We start from the raw sequence: 21,035 nt of genomic DNA on the forward strand, positions 1-21,035 counted from the left end.
GTCCGCTTTGGACATTGTACTCATTTTGCTGGTGGCCCTCCTCATCGAGTTCGCCATCGGTGACCCGCCAAATGCTGTCCACCCAACGGCATGGTTCGGCAAGGCAATATATTTCTTTGAGAGATTCGGCTTCCGGGGCGGTAAAACCTACCAGTTTGTTTACGGCACGGTAGCAACGTTGTTCCTGGCAGCTGGCGGGGCCATGGCCGCCTGGTTTCTGACCGACTGGCTGAGAGAGATTAATTACGCCCTTTATATTATCGTCAGCGGTGTCCTACTCAAGATGACCTTCAGTTTCGTTTATCTCCGTAAGACGGCGCTTCATATCAAGCGGCTGATAGAAAAAGACGAGACGCTGGATAAGGCTCGCTTCGAGCTTCGGGCGCTGGTCTCCCGCGACACTTCGAAATTGCCGCGGCCGTATCTGGTCTCGGCCACCGTCGAATCCGTCTCGGAGAGCCTGTGCGACAGCCTGGTGTCGCCGCTGTTTTTTTTCGTGGTGGGCAGCCTGTTCGGAACGCTCGGCCTAGCGGCGGCCTTCGGCTTCCGGGTTGTTTCCACCTTCGACAGCATGATCGGCTATCATGGCAAATACGAATATTTCGGCAAATTCCCGGCGCGGCTGGACGACGTCCTGAACTATATTCCAGCACGGCTTTCGGCGTTAGCCATCATCGCCGGTGCCTGGCTGACCAAGATGGAGGCCCGGCGGGCTTGGCGAGTCGCCAAGATTGACCACTTGAAGACCGAAAGCCCCAACGCTGGCTGGCCGATGGCGGCGGCTGCCGGGGCCTTGGGCGTACAATTCGAGAAAATTGATCACTACCGGTTAGGCCGTATTGACCGCCCTATGACACCAGGGGTAATAGATGACTCGCTTCGGTTAATCAACTCCGCCACCCTGGTTTGGTTCATCATTTGCTTCGCCATCGGGGGGGTGCATATTGCTCTCTCCTAGGCCTGAGGTCGCCGCGCTCAAATCCTGCTACCACGGCGGGCCGAATTATGCTGAGTTCGAGCGCCTGGGCATCCGTCCAGAAGAGGTCATCGATTTCAGTTCCAACTCAAACCCGTACCCCTTTAGGTTGGATTTTTCTATCGATGACGTGGTCATTGACCATTACCCCGATTCTGACTCAACAGACCTGCGCCGCCTCATAGCCGCGGAAAATGGCGTCAAACCATCAAACGTCATCGTGGGCAGCGGCAGCATGGAGGTGATCAGGCTTATCGCTCAAGCATATTTGAGTCAGAGCGACAGAGTCCTGATTTGCAAGCCAACTTTCGGCGAATACGAAATCGCTTGCCGAATCGCTGGTGCCCAAGTTATCGACTTATGGGCAGAAGAACGCTTCTGTTTTCGATTTGATGCCAGGCGCGTTGCAGCGCTGATTCAAAACCTTCAAACAAAAGCCGTATTTATTTGTAATCCCAACAACCCAACAGGACAATATCTTTCGCTTTCAGAAATTGAACATGTATTGGAAGTGAACCCTTCTTGTCTTTTAGTTCTTGATGAGGCGTATATAGCGTTCACCAAAAACTCATGGGACTCCATGGATTTGCATTCTCACCGCAATCTGGTAATCATACGCAGCATGACCAAAGATTACGCTTTAGCCGGCTTACGTCTAGGGTATGCTATCGCCGATGAGTCGATTATTGCCAATTTAGAAAAGGTTAAACCGCCTTGGAATGTAAATGCGATCGCCCAGCGCGCCGGAATTCAAGCATTACGCGACAAAAGATATTTGAATAGGAGCGAGCGTTTGGTGAAGCGAGGGCGGGACTACTTGATTAACGAATTATCTGCTATGGGATTTCACATCGTACCAACAATGACAAATTTCTTTCTTATGGGTGTTGATGACGCGAAAATATTCAGATCAAAATTATTAATAAAAGGACTTATTGTACGCGACTGCACCTCTTTTGGGTTACCTCAGTATGTACGAATTGCTCCCCGAACTTTGCCAGAATGCCGACGTTTAGTTCATGCGATCAAATCCAGGGATTGACATCATCCATCGAAAACGTTACAATAACTAACAATTGAATATGGGCTTACGGCGCTCGAATAGAGCTTAATTGGGAAGTCCGAGAGAATCGGACGCGGTCCCGCCGCTGTAACTGGTAACGAAACCGGCATTTAGCCACTGTTCCTAATCAGGATGGGAAGGCGCCGGGAATAGGCTTGAACCAGAAGCCAGAAGACCTGCCGTAGAAACAACGCCCTCGAGGAAGGGTTCGGGAGATGGTAAATCCCTGAACCGGTGCCGGTTCGGGGATTTGTTTTTTGATTCCTCGGACTAGCATATGGTCCGGGGATTTTTATTTTACTAAAAATGAAAACTGCAGTCTTGATACAACCTGGAAACTTGAGAGTCCTAAGGACAAAACGCCCTACCTGTCCTCAGCGAGGTCTTGTTGTCAAGGTTACCTGTTGCGCTATTTGTTCCAGTGATGCCCGCATGGTTTTAAACGGGCATCAAGGCTTAGTTTACCCTAGAGTCCCCGGCCACGAAATCGCCGGCGTGGTATTTGAGAGTAAGAACCCGGCATATAACATCGGAGACCGCGTTCAAATCTATCCCGGCATTAACTGCGGGTATTGCACGGCGTGTCTGAGAGGCGACACGCGAAGGTGTGCTTCCCTAAAAACCCTTGGGTTTTCAGAAGACGGCGGCTTCTCTGAATACCTGTCAGTGACAGATACCTCGATTCTGTCCGGCGGATTGAACTTGATCCCTCAAAATATCACTGATGAAGAAGCCACCCTGACCGAACCACTTGCTAGCTGTATCAACGCGCAGGAAAAAACCAGAGTAAATAAAGGCGACATCGTATTGATTATCGGCGGAGGGCCGTTAGGATTATTGAACAGCTTCATAGCCCGAAAAATGGGTGCGGAGAAGGTGCTGATCAGCGAAAGGAACGAGAAACGTCTCGCTTTGGTTAAGAAGCTTGGTCGAGCAGACAGGGTTATCGACGCCGGTCTAGAACGATTGCCGAAGGTTGTCAGTGACGAGACCGGAGGCCGGGGAACCGACGTCGTAATTCTCGCATCAAACCATTCAAATATCTCAAACGTGCTTCCTCTTTTAGCCGCCGGCGGGAGGCTGTCGTTATTTTCCAGCCTCTCGAGAGAGTCCGCAGCTGTTTGGTTTGACGTCAATCACCTCCATTACCGGGAGTTAGAAGTCTCCGGGGCTTATGGATCTACCGCCACCCAGAATGCCGCCGCCCTCAAACTGATTGGGGAAGGTCTCCCGGTCGGGGAGTTAGTCACAAAACGGATAGGTTTAGAAGAGATCATGGACGGAATTCGATATACAAGCGATTGCGAGGGTCTCAAAGCAGTGATCCACCACAGTCAATAGATTTAAGCGAGAGGAGACAATGAACAAATAAAACAATCACCCACTGAATTTACGAAAGGAAAGGGAACAATATGAAAGACAATCTTAAAGACTTCGGAGCTGGCGTAGCTTTGCTTATCAGTAAAGGCAACCTGACACGGCAGGAAACGAAGGAAATGTTTGATCAACTGATGGCTAATACGCAGCCGGACTTACAGCAAGGGGCATTCCTCGCCGCCTTGACGGCAAAAGGTGAAACCGCTGAAGAGATTGCCGGAGCCTGGCAATCCATCTACGAGGGAGATACCGTTAGAGTCAGTGTAAAGACACCGAGACCTATCATTGACAATAGCGGAACTGGCATGGACAGCTTAAAGACCTTCAACGTCAGTACTGCTGCCGCGGTTATCGCCGCTGCGGGCGGCAATTATATGGCCCGGCATGGAGCCAGAGCACTGACTTCAACTTGCGGCACGATTGACATCTGCGAAGCTCTCGGCGTTGACGTTGAGTGCGATATCGATGTGGTGAAGAAATCCATCGAAGCGACCGGAATAGGCGTTTTCAATGGTATGAGCGCAAAGGTTCATCCCCAGGCACTTTTTAGGATCCTATCTCAGATCAGGTTCGGCACTACACTTAACATCTCGGCATCATTGTCCAACCCGGCGCTTCCACGTTATGGCGTCCGGGGTGTGTATACTCGCAGCCTTGTTGAACCGGTTGCCAGAGTCATGCGGGAGATCGGTTATAAAAGAGCTCTAGTATTCCATGGTTCCAATGGTTGCGGCCGGGGCATGGATGAAGTGTCTATCTTCGGCGAGACATATGTCGCAGAACTTTTAGATACTTCTGAAATCGTTACCTACACTATTACTCCAGAGGTCTTTGGTGTCAACAGCGCTGCCGAAACCGAAGTTTATCCGCTGCAAGATCGTCAGGCTGAGGCAAGAAGGTTGGTGGAAATTCTCGCCGGCAAAAGGACAACATCAGATTACCAGATGGTTTGCGCCAATGCCGCCCCCATATTCTGCGTAGGGGGACAGGTGAACGATATTGCACAGGGGCACCGACTGGCTCAGGACGTTGTTCGATCTGGCAAAGCGATCAAGAAACTTCGCGATTGGGTGGCTTCGCAAAACACCGTGCCCGAGTCCGGACTCAGTAAGCTTGATGAAATTATTAGTTCTATACAAAAAGTAAAATCTAAATCATAATATACGGAAAGGAAGAGTAGTATGTCACAGCTTTTAACGAATACCATAGCGGCCATCAAACCTCTGGACAAGACAGCCATGGAGAAAGCTGCAGCGAGGCAGGATCTACTTACCAAGCCGCAAGGCGCACTCGGACGACTGGAAGAGATATCCATCAGGCTGGCTGGGATCCAGAGTAAAGCTATACCTGTTATCAAAACAAAAGCAGTGATAACTATGGCCGGGGATCACGGTGTAGTAGCGGAAAAAGTTGGGAACTACCCTCAGGAAGTTACCCCTCAAATGGTTTTGAACTTCGTCCGCGGAGGTGCAGCTATCAATGTCATCGCCCGACAGATCGGTGCCCGTGTCGTCGTTGTAAACATGGGTGTTGCAGGTGATCTGCCGGCTGATATCCCGGTGGTCGACAAGCGGGTCGCGAGGGGTACCAAGAACATCGCTCGAGGGCCGGCGATGACCGAAGCCCAGGCCATTCAGTCAATAGAAGCCGGCATTGAAGTGGTCAACACAGAGATCGATAAAGGGCTCGACATTGTCGGTACCGGCGACATGGGCATCGGCAATACCACACCTTCCGCTGCCATCTGCGCCGTCATGAGCGGCCAGTCGGTAGACAAGGTTACAGGTCGCGGCACCGGCCTGTCAGACGAGCAACTCCAGCACAAGATCAAGGTCATCGAAAAAGCCATTGCCGTCAACAAGCCGGATGCTAAAAACGGTGTTGATGTCTTGTCGAAAATAGGTGGGTTTGAGATCGGCGGCATAGCCGGAGTCATTCTTGGGGCTGCTGCTCGCGGCGTGCCGGTTGTAGTCGACGGCTTCATCTCGGGTGCCGGTGCCCTGATCGCCGAGGCTTTGGCACCCCAGGCTAGAGAATACATGTTCCTGGGCCACCTGTCAGTTGAACCTGGCCACCGTATCATGGCCGACAAGCTGGGCCTGAAGCCCATAGTCACCCTCGATTTACGGCTGGGCGAGGGTACCGGCGCGGCAATCGGCATTTTCATCGCCGAGACATCGGCCAGAATCCTAGCGGAGATGGCTACTTTCGGCGAGGCGGGCGTATCGGAGAAGGAAGAGTAACGAAGATCGAGAATCGGGAATTGAAAATAGAAACGCACGGCCTTGTCCGTGGAGCGCTGTAGCCCAGATGTCCTTTTTAGCCGCTCTTCGCTTTTTAACCACCATTCCTATCCCTTTCAGGAGGGAAGAATGGGACCGGCCGTTGACCCAGCAGCAGTTTGCCAGGTCACTGGTGTACTACCCGCTTGTGGGCCTGATCATCGGCGGCATACTATGTGGGTTGTACTGGCTTTTCTCCACGTTTTTACCTCCGATTCTGACCAATGCCCTCATTATCGGTTCTCTGGCTTACCTGACCGGGGCGCTTCACCTCGACGGGTTGATCGATACCTTTGACGGGTTAGCCGGCGGGCATCGCTCGCCGGAGCGGCGCAAGCAGATCATGAAAACACCGGATGTCGGCGCCATAGGCGTGGTGACGGGTGTGGTGGCGCTGCTGCTCAAGTTTGCGGCGATAGCCTCAATCCCGGAGAGCCACACCTATTCGGCCCTTATCCTCATGCCGGTGCTGTCCCGCTGGGCAATGGCCTACGCCGTTTTCCGCTATCCCTACGGCAGAGACGCAGGCATGGGCAAAGAACTTAAGAGCGGCTCCAACGCCTGGGTGCTGCCGACGGCCAGTGTCGTCGCGGTTGTGTTTGTTGCCGCGGCCGGCGGATGGCTGGGCGTGGTCTCCATGGCCTTTATCTGGCTGCTGACGGCGACGCTAGCCGGATTTTTTCAGGGCAAGTTCCAAGGCCTTACCGGCGACACCTACGGCGCCATCAATGAGATCAGCGAGTTTGCCGTGCTTCTTTTGGTCGTGCTATTCTCTTTCAACAATTGGCTGTAATCGACACATACAAATTTTATAGCCACTTCAGATTGACTGTGCCATTTCCCCACGGGTGGAATCCCGCTCTTGCGGGAATGACAAAACAGAAATAAGGAACACTTGTGAAACTGATACTGATACGCCACGGCAAGACGGCCACAGATAACCCGGAAAAATGCCATGGTTCGACGGATATCGACCTGTCCGAAGAAGGATACCAGCAAGCTGCCAGGCTGGCGAACCGCTTCAAGGACCAGCAGATAGATGCCATGTACGCCTCCACGCTGCGGCGGGGCGCCGCAACCGCCGGCACCATCGCTGCGGCCCACAACATAGATGTCGTGTCCGCGCCTGAGCTAAACGAGGTTGATTTCGGCCGGATCGAGGGCATCACCTTCGAAGAAGCCTGCGGGCTATATCCTGACGTCACCGAGTTGTGGCGGTGCGGCAGCACCCAGTTATGCTTCCCGGCAGGTGAAACATTCACCGACTTTGCCGCCAGAGTCAACAGTTTCCTTCCGAGGCTCCAGGCACACCGAGATGACGAAACGATCATGCTGGTGGGCCACGGCGGGCCGTACAAGGTTTTGGTCTGCAGCCTGTTGGGACTGCCGATGGAACACTACTGGAAATTCAGGTTCGACATGGCGTCCGTAAGCATAATCGACATCTACCCGACGGGGGCAATGCTGGGCAAGCTGAGCGACACCTCTCATTTGGTTTAGAGCGAAAGGGTAAGTGATGGAGAAACGGACCGTATTACTTATCGGCGGAGCGCGCTCTGGTAAGAGCAGCTACGCCGAGGACTTAGCACGGCAGATTGGCGGTGAAGTACTGTTTGTGGCCACGGCAGAAGCCCGTGACGAGGAGATGCAGCGCCGCATCAAAGTCCATCAGAAGTCGCGACCGACACACTGGCACACTCTGGAGGCGCCGTGCCGGGTGGGTAGTTGCATCTCCCAGGACGACCGCCAGATTAATGTGGTCGTCCTCGACTGTGTCACACTGCTGGTGAACAACATTCTCTGCCAGCACATGGCGATCCACGACGAAAACGTGGATGAGAAAGCGGTGGAAACCGACGTGAAGGCCGAGGTCAACGCCATTATCGACTGCATGGAAAAAAGCCCGGCGACCTACATTCTCGTCACCAATGAAGTAGGGGAGGGTATCATTCCGCTGGGGGCAACCACCCGCATCTACCGCGACGTGCTGGGACGGGCCAACCAGATGCTGGCGCGGGCGGTCGATGAGGTGTATTTGATGGTGGCGGGCATACCGCTGCGGGTTAAGCCGCAGGGTTAGCCACCGGTCGATAGCCGGGAGCAACCATTGTTGTCCCGGGTTCCAAGGTGTTGGCTCTGCCGATTCGCTCGGTCCGGCATAAGACTAAAAAGAGGCGGCTCTTCCGAGCTGCCTCTTTTCGCTATCGCTGTTCAAAGCTAAACAAGCTTGTCGATCTTGGCCTGGAGCGAGCTCTCCGGGACGGCGCCGACGACGGTCTCGGCGACTTTGCCTTCCTTGAAGAACATGAGGGTGGGTATGGACATCACCCGGTACTGGCCGGCGGTCTTCTGGTTTTGGTCTACATTAATCTTGCAGAACTTGAATTTATCTTTGTGCTTCTCTTCCAGTTTGTCGATGACCGGGGCCACCATGCGGCAGGGGCCGCACCACGGCGCCCAAAAGTCCACCAGGACGGGCAGCATGGATTTCATCACCTCGGCGTCAAAGTTATCGTCGGTAACTTCCAGCGGCATAGTTCAACTCCTTCTGAAGACTATATCTAAAGTGTAACCTGTTGCCCGGGATAGGTCAACAAATAATTAGCTATCATCAGGCGTTCGCGGTGGCTTGTCGAACCTCGAACTTTTTTCAGCAGCTCAGGCACAGCCGATCAGAGCGTCGACCATGGCCCGCAACTGGTCCGAGGTGAAGCCCTTGATGACGATGCCGGCCTTGGGGCAGGTAGCCATGCAGACTCCGCAACCGCGGCATTTAACGGCGTCCGACTCGACGATCTTTTTCAATTCGCCGTCTTTCATGTATTCGACCAGGGTCAAGGCATTGAACGGACAGGGTTCGACACAGTAGGCGCAGCCGTCGCAGTTGGCCTCGACCACCTCGGACACCCGGGGCTCCAGCTCGATGCGGCCCTTGGCGATGGTCGCCAACACCCGCGCTGCCGCCGCTTGGGCCTGGGCGACAGTCTGAGGGATGTCCTTTGGTCCCTGGGCGCAACCGGCGATGAAGACGCCGTCGTTCATGGTGGCCACCGGATCCAGCTTGGGATGGCGCTCCAGGAAGAAGCCGTCGGCGCTGCGCGACAGGCCGAAGAGACGGCCAACGGCCTCGGCGTCTTTTTGCGGCTCGGCGGCCACGGCCAGCACCACCATGTCCACCGGTACCCGCAGCACGGCGCCCTGGAGGGTGTCCTCGACGATGACGATCAGTTTGCCGGCGGTTTCTTCGCCGATGGTCCGGTCGGTGATCTCGGCTACCTTGCCGCGGACGAAATTGACCCCTTCATCGCCGACGCGCTTGTAGAACTCCTCGTAGCCTTTGCCGGCGCAGCGCAGGTCGATATACATCTGGTACACGCTGGCCCCGGTGCGTTCCTGGATGAGATGGGCCTGTTTCAGGGAGTACATGCAGCATATCTGGGAGCAGTATTCGTGGTAATTCTTGTCGCGGCTGCCGACGCAGTGGACGATAGCCACGGACTCCGGCTTGCGGCCGTCCGAGAGCCTGATCTCGCCGCTGGTGGGGCCGGAGGCGTTGGCCAGCCGCTCAAACTCCAGGCTGGTAATGATGTTGTCGAATTTGCCGTAGCCGTAGTGCGAAATCGATGACGGGTCGAACGTGTCGTAACCGGTGGCCACGACGATATTGCCGACCTGGATCTCTACGTTATCGGCTTCCTGCTCGAAATCGATGCATTTTGCTTCGCAGGCCTCGACGCACTGGCGGCAGTCTGAGCAGCCGGCGCAGTTGAGGCAGCGGGCGGCCTCCGCTATCGCCTGAGCCTGGCTGAGGGTGAGTTCGGTCTCGGAGAACGAACCGGCGACGATAGGTGCGTGGGGAATCTCGACCCTCGGCAACCTGGCGACGCCCTTCAGCGACGGCCGGACCACGTTCTGTTGCGGTTTGCGGTCGACCCCGAGGCCCTTGCCGTTAAGGTAACGATCGATGGAGACGGCGGCTTCCTTGCCAGCGGCAATGGCTTCGATAACTGTAGCCGGGCCGGTGACGACATCGCCGCCGGAGAAGACACCCTCAATGCCGGTCGCCAGGGTCACCGGGTCGGCTTCGATGGCGCCGTTGGGACGCCGCGACAGTTCGGCGAAGCTACTCGCAGCAACGGACTGGCCGACGGCGACTATGACGTTATCAGTCTCTATGTCGAACTCGCTGCCGGTGATGGGCACGGGCCTGCGGCGGCCGGAGGCGTCCGGTTCGCCCAGATCCATGCGGACGCAACTCAATCCGGCGACCTTGCCACCTTTTTCAATGACGGCTACCGGCGCGGCAAGCAGGTGAAACTTTACACACTCGGACTCGGCGGCGGCGACTTCTTCGCTGATGGCAGGCATTTCCCCCCGGGAACGGCGGTAGACGATAGTCACATTTGGGGCTCCGAGGCGGATAGCGGTCCGGGCGACGTCGATGGCGGCGTTACCGCCGCCGATGACGGCGACTTTGCTGCCTAGCGGCGGCGCATTCCCTTGCCTAACCTTCTTGAGGAAACCGAGCGCATCATATACGCCTCCGGCCAATTCGCCGGGAATGCCAAGCTTCTGGCTCTGCCAGGCGCCGCAGGCGACGAAGACAGAGTGGTAACCCGCGTCTTTGAGCTGCTCAATAGAATCGACTTGAATACCGGTCTTGATTTCAGCGCCGAGTTCCTTGAGATAGTCGATATCGTTGTTCAAAGCCGCCTCCGGCAGCCTATAAGTCGGAATGCCGTAGCGCAGCATGCCGCCGGCCTTATCATCGGCCTCGAACACGGTCACAGGGTAGCCGAGCTTTAGCAAGTCATAAGCGCAGGCCAGGCCGGCCGGGCCGGAACCGACTACCGCCACTTTCTCGGCGCGACTGATTGACGGCGTCCCCGGGGTTCGGCCGTGCTCTATCTCGTATTCGGCTATGAAACGCTTCAGGGCACGGACGGACACGGCTTCATCGAAATCGCTGCGGCCGCATTCGGCCTCGCAGGGATGGGTGCAGACCCGGCCGCAGACGGCGGCAAAGGGCATAGTCCGCCGCACCACCTCGAGGGCTTCGGCGAATTTACCCTGGGCGATGAGGGCGATATAACCTTGGGCATTGACCCCGGCGGGACAGGCGGCGCGGCAGGGCGGCGTGCCGCGGCGGTCAATGGTATAGGTATTGGGCACGGACTGGGGGAAGGGACGGTAGGCAGCCTTGCGATCAACCAGCCCCAAGTCGAACTCCGATGGGATCGATACCGGGCAGACGGCGGCACAGTCGCCACAGCCCTTGCAGTCTTTCTCACGGATATACCGTGTCTTGCGGTTGACCGTCACCTTGAAGTTGCCGGCGTGGCCGGATACTGCGGAAACCTCGCTGTAAGATAACAGGTCGATGTTGGGATGCTGGCCGGCCTGGCTCATCCGGGGCGTGGAGATGCAGGCGGCGCAGTCCAGGGTGGGGAAGGTCTTGTCCAGTTGCGCCATGTGGCCGCCGATGGTGGGGGATTTTTCAACCAGGTAGACCCTCCGGCCGGAATCGGCGATCTCCAGAGCGGCCGTGATGCCGGCGATGCCGCCGCCGACTACCAAGGTCGCCGGGTTGACCTCGATGCTTCGGGGCACCAGTGGCTCCTGCAGGCCGACGCGGCGGACGGCGGCGCGGACGGCGTCCTTGGCCTTTTGAGTGGCGGCGGCCGGGTTTTCCCGGTTGACCCAGGCGCAGTGCTCCCGAATATTGGCCATCTCCAGGAGGTAAGGGTTGAGGCCGGCGGCCTGCAGCACGCGGCGGTAGGTCTTCTCGTGCATGGTCGGGGAGCAGGCAGCGACGACGATGCGGTTGAGACCGAACTCGGCGATGTCTTTCTTAATGATGTCCTGGCCGGGATCGGAGCAGGTGTACTTGTTGGCGCGGGCGATGACCACGCCGGGCAGGGTCCCGGCGTACTCGGCGACGGCGGCGACATCGACGACGCTGGCGATGTTGATGCCGCAGTGGCAGATATAAACGCCGGTCCTGATTTCTTCGGCCATGAGAGCCTCCTAAGGTATTAAAGCGCGCGGGCGATCAGTTCACTGATATCAATTACCGAGAAATTTTCGGATAAAGACAAGTTTAGGGCGGTGTCCCGGAAATTGGACAGGCAATAGGGACAGGCGGTAACCAGGGTGTCGGCGCCGGTGGCCGCGGCCTGCTTCAGGCGCTCCTCGCAGAAGCGTTCGCTCCGAGGCGTTTCCATCCAGATGCGCCCGCCGCCGCCGCCGCAGCACAGGCTGTCGGTTCCGGCGGGTTCCATCTCGACGAGCTCGGCGCCGGAAGCGGCGATCAACCGCCTCGGCTCATCATATATGTCGTTGTGGCGGCCCAGGTAGCATGGATCGTGGTAGGTGATTTTCCCCGTTATGGCTGCGGGGAGGAGCAATCGTCCCTGGTCGACGAGCCGGGCCATGAGCTGGCTGGTATGAATAATTTCGAAACTCCCGTCGAGCTCGGGGTACTCGTTGACCAGCGTGTGATAGCAGTGTGGCGAGTTGACGACAATCCTACGGACGCCGCTGTCCTTGAAAAGTTGGATATTGCCGCTGGCAAGCTGCATGAAAAGCTCCTCGTCGCCGCTTTTGCGGGCTGATTCGCCGCAGCAGGAAATGCCTTCAAGGATACCAAAATCGACACCGGCGGCGGAGAGAACCCTGGCCGTTGAGAGGCCGATGTTTTTCATCGCCGGGTCGAAGGCGGTATAGCAGCAGGGGAACAAGAGGTATTCGGTCGCTTCATCAAATGCCTTGACACCGAGGTTTTCCGCCCAGGCGTTGCGGTTCTCGCCGGCTTCACCCATGGGGTTGCGGGCGGCGGACAGGTTGCGTAGGGCCCCGGATAGCGCGGCGGGGGCCTCGGCGATGCCCATGCCGATGACTGAACGCCGCAGGGCGCGCATCAGCTCGATGATGGGTACACCGCGAGGGCAGCGCTGGACGCACTTGTTACAGGTGACGCAGCGCCATATGGCGTCGGATTCGAAACCGGTCAGTCCCAGCCGGGCTTCCTGGAACATCTTCCGGGGCAGGAATGAAATGTAGTCCCGCCACGGGCAGGTGGCGGAGCAGGTGCCACATTGGAAACATTCGGCAAGGGCGGATCCCCCGCTTTCCTTTATCAGTTCTACTACTTCTTGAAAAGGCGCCCTAGCAGTCAATAGACACCTCCATATAAAGTTGAACGTTCATTCAATATTTCCGGATTATAACACACGATGTGGAAGGAACAAAACAGGTCACCAAGAGTAATAAGCTAACTCAAGAGTGGACAAATTATACACAGCCTGATCAACAACCACGTCATGCCGCCAACCGCGTCAAGTTAACTAAAAAAACAACGATCACGCCGTTTAATAGGAATGTTCCGGTTGCTCGGTGGTGGTAGGTACCTCAACAGTCACCGTTGTTCCCTCGCCAGGGTTAGACTTAATGGCAAGTCGAGCGCCTATGAGCTGGGCTCTCTCCTGCATACCAGTAAGGCCTAGCTTCCCGCTGACAGCCAAATCACCGATGCGATCCGGAGGATGGAAACCGCGGCCGTTATCCCTGATGGTGACAACAGTGATTTCCGGAGTAAAATCAACGGTAACCACGGCGCGACTGGCCATGGCATGCTTTCCAATGTTACGTAGCGATTCTTGAACAATGCGGAAAAGGACGAGTTCCACCTCCGGTGCGAATCTGCGCTGCTCACCATTTACCTGAAGTCCTATCTTGAGTTTGTAATGTTTAGCCAGTTCCGGAACAAGCCAGTCTATGGCAGGGATGAGACCCAAATCATCGAGAACTGATGGTCTTAGGTCCTGACTGAAACGACGGACACCGGATAAGGTGCGGTTGACATGTTGGTGCATATCCTCAAGGTAAGCTTCATCGCTTGACGCTAACGCAGGGTGGAGAGACATGAATCCGTCGATTTTACGGGAAATAGCGATCAAGTCCTGAGCCGTTTCATCGTGAAGTTCTTGAGCAATTCTGCGGCGTTCTTCTTCCTGAGCGATGGTTATCTGCTTAAGATAAAACCGTAAATTTTGCTGCATCCGTTGAAGTTCGCGTTGGGCGTTCTCCAGCCGCAGATAGGCGACCTGGCGATGTTTCTTGTCCGTTTCATAGCTTTCCAGCCACAAATTGACCACCAAACCGATAATAATTATGCCGACAACCTCTATGATCTCATCGGGATATGAAGTTACTTCACCAATGAAAATATTTGGCACGATAATCGCCACAGCGACTAGCAGCGCCAGCAGCCCGACGCGCATGCCGAAAACCAAGGCGGCATAAGTTACCGGCAGCAGCATGATTAGCCGGCCGAACGAGTGTCGGGTTAACGACAGAAAAGAGTCAGGATCAAGAATATCAATGAAGGGAATTAATTGCGGGTATTGCAATAAAAAGCCGCCGGTAAATAGCAACACTAGCAGCCAGAAATGGAAATTCAGGAATATCCTGGGCAAGCGGCGACGCCGTCTGACAGGTTTTTCAGCGGTCTTCACAGTCCAAGCAGGGACGGCGCTTACGGCAATTCCTCCATGTAGAACCAGCCACGTTTAAGGCCGTAAAGGATTGCTTCGGTTCGCGAAGCTACAGCCAACTTCTTGAAGATGTTTGATAGGTGGGTCTGCACAGTCCGGTTACTTACGAAAAGCTGCTCGGCGATATCACGGTTGCTAACGCCTTTTGCCGCAAGTTTCAGCACTTCCATTTCCCGCTCGGTCAATGTGTTGACTGGAGATTCTTCCTCCAATTTAACAGCTTTGGTTTTTAGGTGATCAATGACACGGCGAGTAGTAGACGGCTGTAAAATCGATTCGCCGGAAAACACTGCTCTAATGGCGTCAATAAGTTGATTACCGCGGACATTTTTAAGAAGATAACCGGCTGCGCCAGCTTCGAGCAAGGCCATAATGTATTGGTCGCTGTCATAGGCAGTCAGGATCAGTACTGCGGTGGTCGGCAGAAATTTCTTTATTTGCTTGGTGGCCTCGATGCCATTCATATTGGGCATCGCAATATCCATGACTATAACATCGGGCCGGTAGATACGAGCTAGTTCCACCGCCTCTACACCGTCGGAGGCTTCTGCCACAACCTTCATGTCAGGCTGGCGCTCTACCATCTCCTTGGTGCCCTCCCGGACAATTACGTGATCATCGGCCAGGAGGACCTTGATCTTTTCAATACTTTCCATAATATCTGCCATGGTAATTATATTCCGGGATCGGACCGATGTCTATCGTTTGACACACTGGGAGGCTGACAAGAAGGCAGCGATAGACTGGCATAAGACGGCGATGTCTTCGGTGGGCAAGTAGTGAGAAATCGAACTATCGAACAATACGGCACCTTCGGCCTCGAAGTCACCGTCCCCAATCCACACTACCCAGTAAATAACCGCCTGAGGTAAAGCCTGGATGGACACCGCAGCGTCCCCGAAAACAGCCGGTTCGCCTCCTAAAGCTTCGGCCGAAATAACGAGGTTCTCGGGTTCATCCCCGTATCGGGCGAGAACCGGGGCGACGGTCCGCCTGCCGAATGTAGGGTAGTAAGCACGGCCGCCCGGCAGTTCTTTGAATGTTATCAGGTTCCCGGTAGCTGCGGTACCGTCAGCAGTCACCAAGTAGTGTAAAATGACTAGTTTATCGGTTATGGACAAAGTCCGCTCCGCTGATTCAACTGTTCGGTGTTGGAGATCAATGACTACCTCGGCACCGATGAAAGTAAGTTGCAGAGTCAGATCGCCCTTTCTGATGGCTCCGGTACTGCGGCAGACCACATCTAAGTCGAACTTCGATAGTCTGTCGAAAGCCAAACGGTAAGACTGATTATACGCTCGGTCGTAACCGCCGGGAGATGGTAGCGTGGGAACATCCATCCAGCCACTATACCTCGAGCCAAGAGTGGGAGTAAAGCGTGCGCCCGGTAAGGACTTTCACTGTCTTGACGTAATCCTGCTGCCATTTAGGTAAGGAAGACATGTTTAAAACCTCACCCTCTAATGCTTGGTGAACAATATCAACAATATCCGGCCGCCGGCCCCGAGCGATGTCGAGAAGTTCTTTATCGAAGGCATCGACGATAGCGCCGTATAAACCATGGCGCATCAGCATGATGAGGTAAGTCCGGTTAAGTATTGGGCGCAGGGGTGCCGGCGTGCCGTTGGAGATGTTCGACAGGCCAACGACCGATTTACAGCCGGGAGCGATCTCGGTCAGTATGGCCAGGAACTCGGCGCAGGCGTTGACCTGGGAAATCTCTCCGGAGACCGGGGTGACAATAGGGTCGATCCAAATATCCTCGTTGGGAATGCCTCGCTCATTAGCCTCGTAGACGAGTTCGACAGCCAACAGGCAGCGCTCATTGGCGTCCCGCGGCATACCCTCAATACCCCAGAGCAAGCCGACCATTTCGGCGCCATATTGTTTGACTAACGGCAAAAGCGTTTCCAGGCGCTCAGGCTGCAACGACACTGAGTTGACCAAGGCGCGCTGGCGACACAATCGCAGTCCATCTTCGATAGCCATTGAATTAGTGGTGTCTAGCGACAGCGGCAGGCAGGAAACCTCCTGAACGATATTTACCAGCCATGACATCAACTCGGCTCCGGTCTTTTTGGCCGGACCGATATTCAGGTCGAGCATATCCATCCCGGCTCTGGTCTCGAAAGCGGCCAATGACTTTACAGGCTCGCTTCGACGCTCTTTTAACGCAGGCCCGATGGTCTGCGACATGACATTAATATTCTCGCCGATGAGAATTACCATCGCCGATCCCTTAGCTCTTCCAATTGGTCTTGAGAAAAGACAGCAGATGGGCTGCTTCCCTGGGACCGACCATGATCTCCCAGCCGGGAAGTTCCTCTTCCAAACCCCCACTCTCCATGGCGATGTACCCAGGAATGATGATCTTTCGATGTTTGACTTTATCGGCAATCCCTGATTTTTTGATAAAGCCGGCGATATTGTCGGCGCCGAATTTCCCCGCCGCCCAAGCGGTCATGACCGAAAGCCCCTCGGTATCCTTGATCAGCAAGTGGGCTGGAACACGGGTGTTCTCAATCTCGCCGGAGACGATAAAATAGGTCAGCGAGAAGTTGCAGGTGATGGCTACGGGCGAGTTCTCGTCCGGCCCGTTGATTTCGTAGACCCCTTCAGCGGTGGTTTGCGGACGCTGAGGATCGGCGTAAAGGTTCATACGAGCGACCATAAGGGGGAACAACGTTTCGCCCTTGAAATCAGACAGGACGATGATACCAGCGTATTTGGCGACCATGACCGAGGCTATCAGTGCCTCCTTGAGTAGGTCACCCGTCATTTCACACGGGAAAGTGATGGCAGGATAGCCCAGCAAACGGAATTTCTTCATCAAAGCCAGGCGTCGGATAGCCACCTGATCGGCCAGGGCTTGTTTGAGGTTTCTCGCGCCTGAATCCAGGATGATATCCCTGACGCCTAATTTGACCAGCCGGTCGGTCAATTCCGCCAGGCCGTCAAGGTCGTTGCTCCGCGCCACAACCGGCAAGGCCATGTCAATGGCGATCGGAGCGACTAGATCGAAGTTGGCGGCAGTAACGGCACACAAAACCGGCTTGCGTTCAGCACAGGCTTCGGCGGCGGCCAGGCAGCCGTCAACATCCTCACACTGTAATATTATGCCGGCGTCGGACTCAGTCCGAGCACGGTGGGCAAGGGCAGCGTACGCCCCTGGGTTACCCGACTGGTATTTTAAAGTTACCAGCTCCGGCTTAAGAGTTGCGCCAACCCGATTGAAGACATACTCCTTCAAGCTTCTCAACCTGCGCCCGATCTCGGTATCGGACATGGTGTCGCTTATAACCACGGCCAGTCCCGGAGGGTTTTCAAATCGCTTCTCATGGCGGTAAAGCACCGTCTCGCCACCGATCTTCAGTGGTTTGCCGCCGGTGGCGATAGAGATAGGCCGGATGGGCGGCGCCGATGCTTCTTCCAGCTTACCCTTGGATTCGGCGCTGACGAAGGGGCAGGCTGCCAGTTCAGCCTTACCAGCTGCCAGACTCATGGCGAAAGCCAGACAGGTAGGCACGCCGCACTTACCGCAATTGGTTTTGGGTAGATACTTAAATATTTCGATACCAGACAAAGCCATCAGGTGTCTCCTTTGGTTATATCAAGGGTTCAAGGGACAGGGCCGGGTGGTTCTTTGCGGTCAAGAAAGGCAGGATTTCTTCTTCAGTAGTGCCGACAGTTTCGTCAGCGATGCGGTCAAGGAGATCCGGAATGCCAACCTCGTTCGCCCTTTCGTTGAAGAGTTCAGCGACTTCCTCTTTCAACGACCGAGGCATCCATACGAGCCTTTTGATGCCGCCTTCAGCGGCTAAATATTTTCGCTGGGTAATATTGTACTTGGAATGCCCGACGAAGCCAGGTGTGGTGACGCCGCCGCCGATCGTACCGGCCAAGGTTGTAAATTTCATGCCGCAGGGCGTCATGTCGGTGAACTCCCGATTGACGGTCATCACCCCATTACACATAGGCAGAATGGAAGAGATACATTCCATACAGCCACAGGCGGTCATGGGATCAGAGATTATTGAGTAGAAATTATAATGGTCAACCTTACCGCGCGACGCCTTGAATACATATTCGTTGACACCCTTCCATTGACCGAGCCGGGCGTCGATGGTCTGGCCTTTTGGCACAGGTTGATTTGGACCGGTTGGAGCTATGTCGAACGAGGCTTTGCAGTCCATCCAATTATAGGAGCCGCACAATCCAGTGCGCTCCGGGCTGATAACGCAGACATGCGACGGGGCGAAGGACTGGCATAACAGACAAGAGTAGAAAGTTTCGGTTGTTTCATCGGTCATGCCCTCGATGCGAGCGTCGCGCGCAGCATAGATCTCCCTAGCCTTGGAGGCTACAGCAGATACATCATCTTTATTGGTGAATATCTTGACCTGGACTTTATCGAAAATACGGCCAAAATCCTGGTGCAGTTTCGCGTGGAGCAACTTGCCTATGTGCGCCAATCGGAAGCCTTTCTCTACGGCTGCTTTGCTCACGCGTAGCCAGCCGATGTCGCGCTGGCCAAGGTGCATCACCCCCTGGGCGTAGTTTATGAGATGGTGTATCTGGCGTTCGAGAATAGGCTCGTAGTCTTCCTGCATCTGCCGCCCGGCCACCTCAATTACGATAGCTAAGGGCAGCCTGCTGCCGGCCGGCACATCGGTTATCTCTGGACCAATAACTTCTACCAAACCGTCAATGACTTCATCTATCGGTTGAGAGGTGACCCATTCCACCATGGATGTCCGTCCTCCACCGCACTCCAAATATACCTTTTCTCCCCTGACGCGTTCGCCTTCGAAAGCCGGCCCGTAGGCTACTGGTACAGGGACCTGCGTGACAACTACTTTAACGCCGCGAACGTCGGCAGCACGAGCCACGATAGTATCATGCCGAACTCCAGAGATTATGCTAGGCGGAATCTCAGGTATCGGTGTGTCGGCGATAATCGGAAAACCGAAGTTAAGTGCACCGGCGGCAGTAGCGTACCATTCGTCGCTAAGGTCACCGAGGGCAATGACAAATGCTGCAACCCGGGTCTTGCAATATTCAAACAATTTGCGGTAATCGCCGGGAGCAACACCGCCAAACGAGAGAGCAACACGGACGGCGAAACCGATGGCAAATATTGTCGCAGATACATCCGGACCAAATGGTACTAACCGGGTCGACCAGCCGACTTGCGTACCAGCGCTGACCAGTTGCTCAGACAAACATCGGCCATCATTTGATGCACTCATAAAAGAGAAGAAATTGCGCTGTTGCAAATCAGCGGCGATGGAGGCAGCGATTTTTTCATCAGGCGCCGAGCCGAGAATCGCGGCGAAACCCGGAACACTTCCATCCACGAACTCTACACCACGTTTTCGGAGAATAACATCATCAGCAGCTCCGAGCCAGAGAGTGTCCTGTGTCGGGTCTTCGCTTTGTGTATAAATGTGGGGCGTTTCCAAGTACCGGATAGCTTCTAGCAATTCTTCGGCGAACAATGCCGCCAGTCCGGCGTCAAGAGTTGGACCAAGATAGGCCAACAGGTTGTTTCCGGGAGCCTTGGGCGGCAATAAGGCGCGACTGCGAATAAGGACCGTTTCCATGTCAGCGAGGGTCTCGACTTTTAGTCCCGTAACAGCGTAGATAACCGGTAGAAAATAGGCGGTATTGGGGAACCCCACTTGTTTAACATCCCCCCAACGCTTTTTTGCTTGTCGCCAGGCGTTTTCGGCGTCTTCAACAAGCCTGTAAGCCCCTCTGATAACAGCAAGATATATTATCTTCGACATATGGTTGTTATATTCCAATTCCCGTTAGATACTGAGGTCACTTATGATTCCCTTGACCAACTTGATTGCTTCCGGGTGGCGCATTATCAAAATATCGGCCCCGGCTAGCAGCAGGATGGTAGCGCTCATTGCTTCCAGCGTGATGCCTCGCCTGCCCGGGTCACCCATGCGCGGATCATCCGCTTCTGAGACCTTAGCCTCTTTTGATTTCCATATCTCGCGAGCGATGTTGCAGATTAGGGGGAGCTGCAGCTTGTCGTCCTGCTGAGTAAGCGCTGCCGTGCGAATACGCTCCATCACCGAATAGGCATATTCTATTCCATAGCCAATAGCACTGACTGTGGGGTCCATGATCATATTGCCGGGATTGACCCCCAGGTTGCCCATCAGAATATTGAGTTGCTTGGCCAGATTGATATCGATCGGGCTTGAGGCGATAACGGTGTGTCCGTAAGCCATCGCCGCGGCGCTTATCTTCTTGTAGTCTCCTTCTTCGACTGGTCCAAGGACTAAACGGCGGTTCTGTATCGTTTCGGCTATTGCCTTCAGCACTTCGGTGTCTTTATCATGGTTAGCGGTGCCCCAGACGATCAACGGCACATCGACGGCAGCGGCGACTTTTTGGACCACCCGAGTAGCTTCTGGGGTGCTGCGGTTACTGCCGTTGGGATCGGTGCTCTCGAGTTGAAGGCAGATCATTTCCGCACCGTAGACTTCAATGCATTTCTGAGCCCATGCCACTGGATCGTCGAGTACATCAGCAAATGGGGAGGCCGCTGCTTCAGGCCAATCAACAGGAGCTCCGTCGTAAACTTCCATGGCGATTCTGGGTCGGTAAGGCATGGCACCTTCGAAGGTATAAAAAGGGAAGCAGGTCTCACCCCCGACGGTAATGGTATTGTCACTCCCGCCCAACGAGACAGAGCGAATGCTGCCAGTGTAGTTGAACTTTGGGATTTCGATGACCATGTTACCTCGCTTGTAATCCAGTAT

18 protein-coding genes and 1 riboswitch are annotated in these 21,035 nt (G+C 55.0%); of the genes, 8 read left to right on the plus strand and 10 right to left on the minus strand.

All coding sequences use genetic code 11. The features are described from left to right. Positions 1 to 7: 7 nt before the first annotated feature. The 8 genes from cbiB to cobU all read left to right on the plus strand — a co-directional run bounded on the left by cbiB (position 8) and on the right by cobU (position 7,778). Positions 8 to 958: an adenosylcobinamide-phosphate synthase CbiB gene (cbiB, locus tag ABV300_RS05975; protein WP_353713986.1), complete on the plus strand. Its 951-nt coding sequence runs from the start codon at positions 8 to 10 to the stop codon at positions 956 to 958. After that, complete coding sequence (locus tag ABV300_RS05980; protein WP_353713987.1) at positions 945 to 2,018, plus strand: histidinol-phosphate transaminase; 1,074 nt, start codon at positions 945 to 947, stop codon at positions 2,016 to 2,018. The genes cbiB and ABV300_RS05980 overlap by 14 nt, the downstream gene beginning before the upstream one ends. A gap of 32 nt (positions 2,019 to 2,050) precedes the next feature. Next, positions 2,051 to 2,238: riboswitch (cobalamin riboswitch) on the plus strand. Between the two features lie 107 nt (positions 2,239 to 2,345). Next, positions 2,346 to 3,380, plus strand: coding sequence for an alcohol dehydrogenase catalytic domain-containing protein (locus ABV300_RS05985; protein WP_353713988.1), 1,035 nt, complete (start codon positions 2,346 to 2,348; stop codon positions 3,378 to 3,380). Positions 3,381 to 3,451: 71 nt separating this feature from the next. Beyond that, positions 3,452 to 4,576 (plus strand): anthranilate phosphoribosyltransferase, encoded by a 1,125-nt coding sequence (gene trpD / locus ABV300_RS05990; protein ID WP_353713989.1) that lies wholly within the window; start codon positions 3,452 to 3,454, stop codon positions 4,574 to 4,576. A gap of 21 nt (positions 4,577 to 4,597) precedes the next feature. Further along, positions 4,598 to 5,659: a nicotinate-nucleotide--dimethylbenzimidazole phosphoribosyltransferase gene (cobT, locus tag ABV300_RS05995; RefSeq protein ID WP_353713990.1), complete on the plus strand. Its 1,062-nt coding sequence runs from the start codon at positions 4,598 to 4,600 to the stop codon at positions 5,657 to 5,659. A gap of 67 nt (positions 5,660 to 5,726) precedes the next feature. Continuing rightward, positions 5,727 to 6,491, plus strand: coding sequence for an adenosylcobinamide-GDP ribazoletransferase (gene cobS / locus ABV300_RS06000; protein ID WP_353713991.1), 765 nt, complete (start codon positions 5,727 to 5,729; stop codon positions 6,489 to 6,491). 104 nt (positions 6,492 to 6,595) lie between these two features. Further along, entirely contained in the window at positions 6,596 to 7,198 is a 603-nt protein-coding gene (locus tag ABV300_RS06005; protein WP_353713992.1) for a histidine phosphatase family protein, read from the plus strand. 16 nt (positions 7,199 to 7,214) lie between these two features. Continuing rightward, the gene (cobU, locus tag ABV300_RS06010; protein ID WP_353713993.1) at positions 7,215 to 7,778 is read left to right on the plus strand and encodes a bifunctional adenosylcobinamide kinase/adenosylcobinamide-phosphate guanylyltransferase; all 564 of its coding nucleotides are present in this window, start codon (positions 7,215 to 7,217) and stop codon (positions 7,776 to 7,778) included. A 137-nt stretch (positions 7,779 to 7,915) separates the two neighbouring features. On the opposite strand, the gene trxA is transcribed toward cobU, so the two are convergent. The 10 genes from trxA to ABV300_RS06060 all read right to left on the minus strand — a co-directional run bounded on the left by trxA (position 7,916) and on the right by ABV300_RS06060 (position 21,011). Beyond that, the gene (gene trxA, locus ABV300_RS06015; RefSeq protein WP_353713994.1) at positions 7,916 to 8,233 is read right to left on the minus strand and encodes a thioredoxin; all 318 of its coding nucleotides are present in this window, start codon (positions 8,231 to 8,233) and stop codon (positions 7,916 to 7,918) included. Positions 8,234 to 8,356: 123 nt separating this feature from the next. After that, the gene (locus ABV300_RS06020) at positions 8,357 to 11,716 is read right to left on the minus strand and encodes an FAD-dependent oxidoreductase (protein WP_353713995.1); all 3,360 of its coding nucleotides are present in this window, start codon (positions 11,714 to 11,716) and stop codon (positions 8,357 to 8,359) included. Between the two features lie 17 nt (positions 11,717 to 11,733). Beyond that, positions 11,734 to 12,876, minus strand: coding sequence for a (Fe-S)-binding protein (locus ABV300_RS06025; RefSeq protein ID WP_353713996.1), 1,143 nt, complete (start codon positions 12,874 to 12,876; stop codon positions 11,734 to 11,736). A 192-nt stretch (positions 12,877 to 13,068) separates the two neighbouring features. After that, positions 13,069 to 14,214 carry a sensor histidine kinase gene (locus tag ABV300_RS06030; protein ID WP_353713997.1) on the minus strand — a complete coding sequence of 382 codons (1,146 nt, stop codon included), beginning with the start codon at positions 14,212 to 14,214 and terminating at the stop codon, positions 13,069 to 13,071. A gap of 20 nt (positions 14,215 to 14,234) precedes the next feature. Next, positions 14,235 to 14,909, minus strand: coding sequence for a response regulator transcription factor (locus ABV300_RS06035; protein ID WP_353715367.1), 675 nt, complete (start codon positions 14,907 to 14,909; stop codon positions 14,235 to 14,237). Between the two features lie 42 nt (positions 14,910 to 14,951). After that, positions 14,952 to 15,530: a DUF3786 domain-containing protein gene (locus tag ABV300_RS06040; RefSeq protein WP_353713998.1), complete on the minus strand. Its 579-nt coding sequence runs from the start codon at positions 15,528 to 15,530 to the stop codon at positions 14,952 to 14,954. 70 nt (positions 15,531 to 15,600) lie between these two features. Then, entirely contained in the window at positions 15,601 to 16,482 is an 882-nt protein-coding gene (locus ABV300_RS06045; protein ID WP_353713999.1) for a dihydropteroate synthase, read from the minus strand. Between the two features lie 10 nt (positions 16,483 to 16,492). Next, positions 16,493 to 17,842: an acetyl-CoA decarbonylase/synthase complex subunit gamma gene (gene acsC, locus ABV300_RS06050; RefSeq protein WP_353714000.1), complete on the minus strand. Its 1,350-nt coding sequence runs from the start codon at positions 17,840 to 17,842 to the stop codon at positions 16,493 to 16,495. A gap of 16 nt (positions 17,843 to 17,858) precedes the next feature. Next, positions 17,859 to 20,042: an acetyl-CoA decarbonylase/synthase complex subunit alpha/beta gene (gene acsB, locus ABV300_RS06055; RefSeq protein ID WP_353715368.1), complete on the minus strand. Its 2,184-nt coding sequence runs from the start codon at positions 20,040 to 20,042 to the stop codon at positions 17,859 to 17,861. Positions 20,043 to 20,066: 24 nt separating this feature from the next. Next, complete coding sequence (locus ABV300_RS06060; RefSeq protein ID WP_353714001.1) at positions 20,067 to 21,011, minus strand: acetyl-CoA decarbonylase/synthase complex subunit delta; 945 nt, start codon at positions 21,009 to 21,011, stop codon at positions 20,067 to 20,069. Positions 21,012 to 21,035: the final 24 nt, after the last annotated feature.

The sequence above is a fragment of the Dehalogenimonas sp. 4OHTPN genome (assembly GCF_040448695.1).
Classification (GTDB): Bacteria; Chloroflexota; Dehalococcoidia; order Dehalococcoidales; family Dehalococcoidaceae; genus Dehalogenimonas.

What these genes read in the sequence shown, in the direction of transcription:
- trpD (WP_353713989.1), top strand. Translation starts at nt 3,452, where the DNA reads ATGAAAGACAATCTTAAAGACTTCGGAGCTGGCGTAGCTTTGCTTATC.
- ABV300_RS05985 (WP_353713988.1), top strand. Translation starts at nt 2,346, where the DNA reads ATGAAAACTGCAGTCTTGATACAACCTGGAAACTTGAGAGTCCTAAGG.
- cobS (WP_353713991.1), top strand. Translation starts at nt 5,727, where the DNA reads ATGTCCTTTTTAGCCGCTCTTCGCTTTTTAACCACCATTCCTATCCCT.
- ABV300_RS06060 (WP_353714001.1), bottom strand. Translation starts at nt 21,011, where the DNA reads ATGGTCATCGAAATCCCAAAGTTCAACTACACTGGCAGCATTCGCTCT.
- ABV300_RS06020 (WP_353713995.1), bottom strand. Translation starts at nt 11,716, where the DNA reads ATGGCCGAAGAAATCAGGACCGGCGTTTATATCTGCCACTGCGGCATC.
- ABV300_RS06045 (WP_353713999.1), bottom strand. Translation starts at nt 16,482, where the DNA reads ATGGTAATTCTCATCGGCGAGAATATTAATGTCATGTCGCAGACCATC.
- cobU (WP_353713993.1), top strand. Translation starts at nt 7,215, where the DNA reads ATGGAGAAACGGACCGTATTACTTATCGGCGGAGCGCGCTCTGGTAAG.
- cobT (WP_353713990.1), top strand. Translation starts at nt 4,598, where the DNA reads ATGTCACAGCTTTTAACGAATACCATAGCGGCCATCAAACCTCTGGAC.
- acsB (WP_353715368.1), bottom strand. Translation starts at nt 20,042, where the DNA reads ATGTCGAAGATAATATATCTTGCTGTTATCAGAGGGGCTTACAGGCTT.
- trxA (WP_353713994.1), bottom strand. Translation starts at nt 8,233, where the DNA reads ATGCCGCTGGAAGTTACCGACGATAACTTTGACGCCGAGGTGATGAAA.
- acsC (WP_353714000.1), bottom strand. Translation starts at nt 17,842, where the DNA reads ATGGCTTTGTCTGGTATCGAAATATTTAAGTATCTACCCAAAACCAAT.
- ABV300_RS06035 (WP_353715367.1), bottom strand. Translation starts at nt 14,909, where the DNA reads ATGGAAAGTATTGAAAAGATCAAGGTCCTCCTGGCCGATGATCACGTA.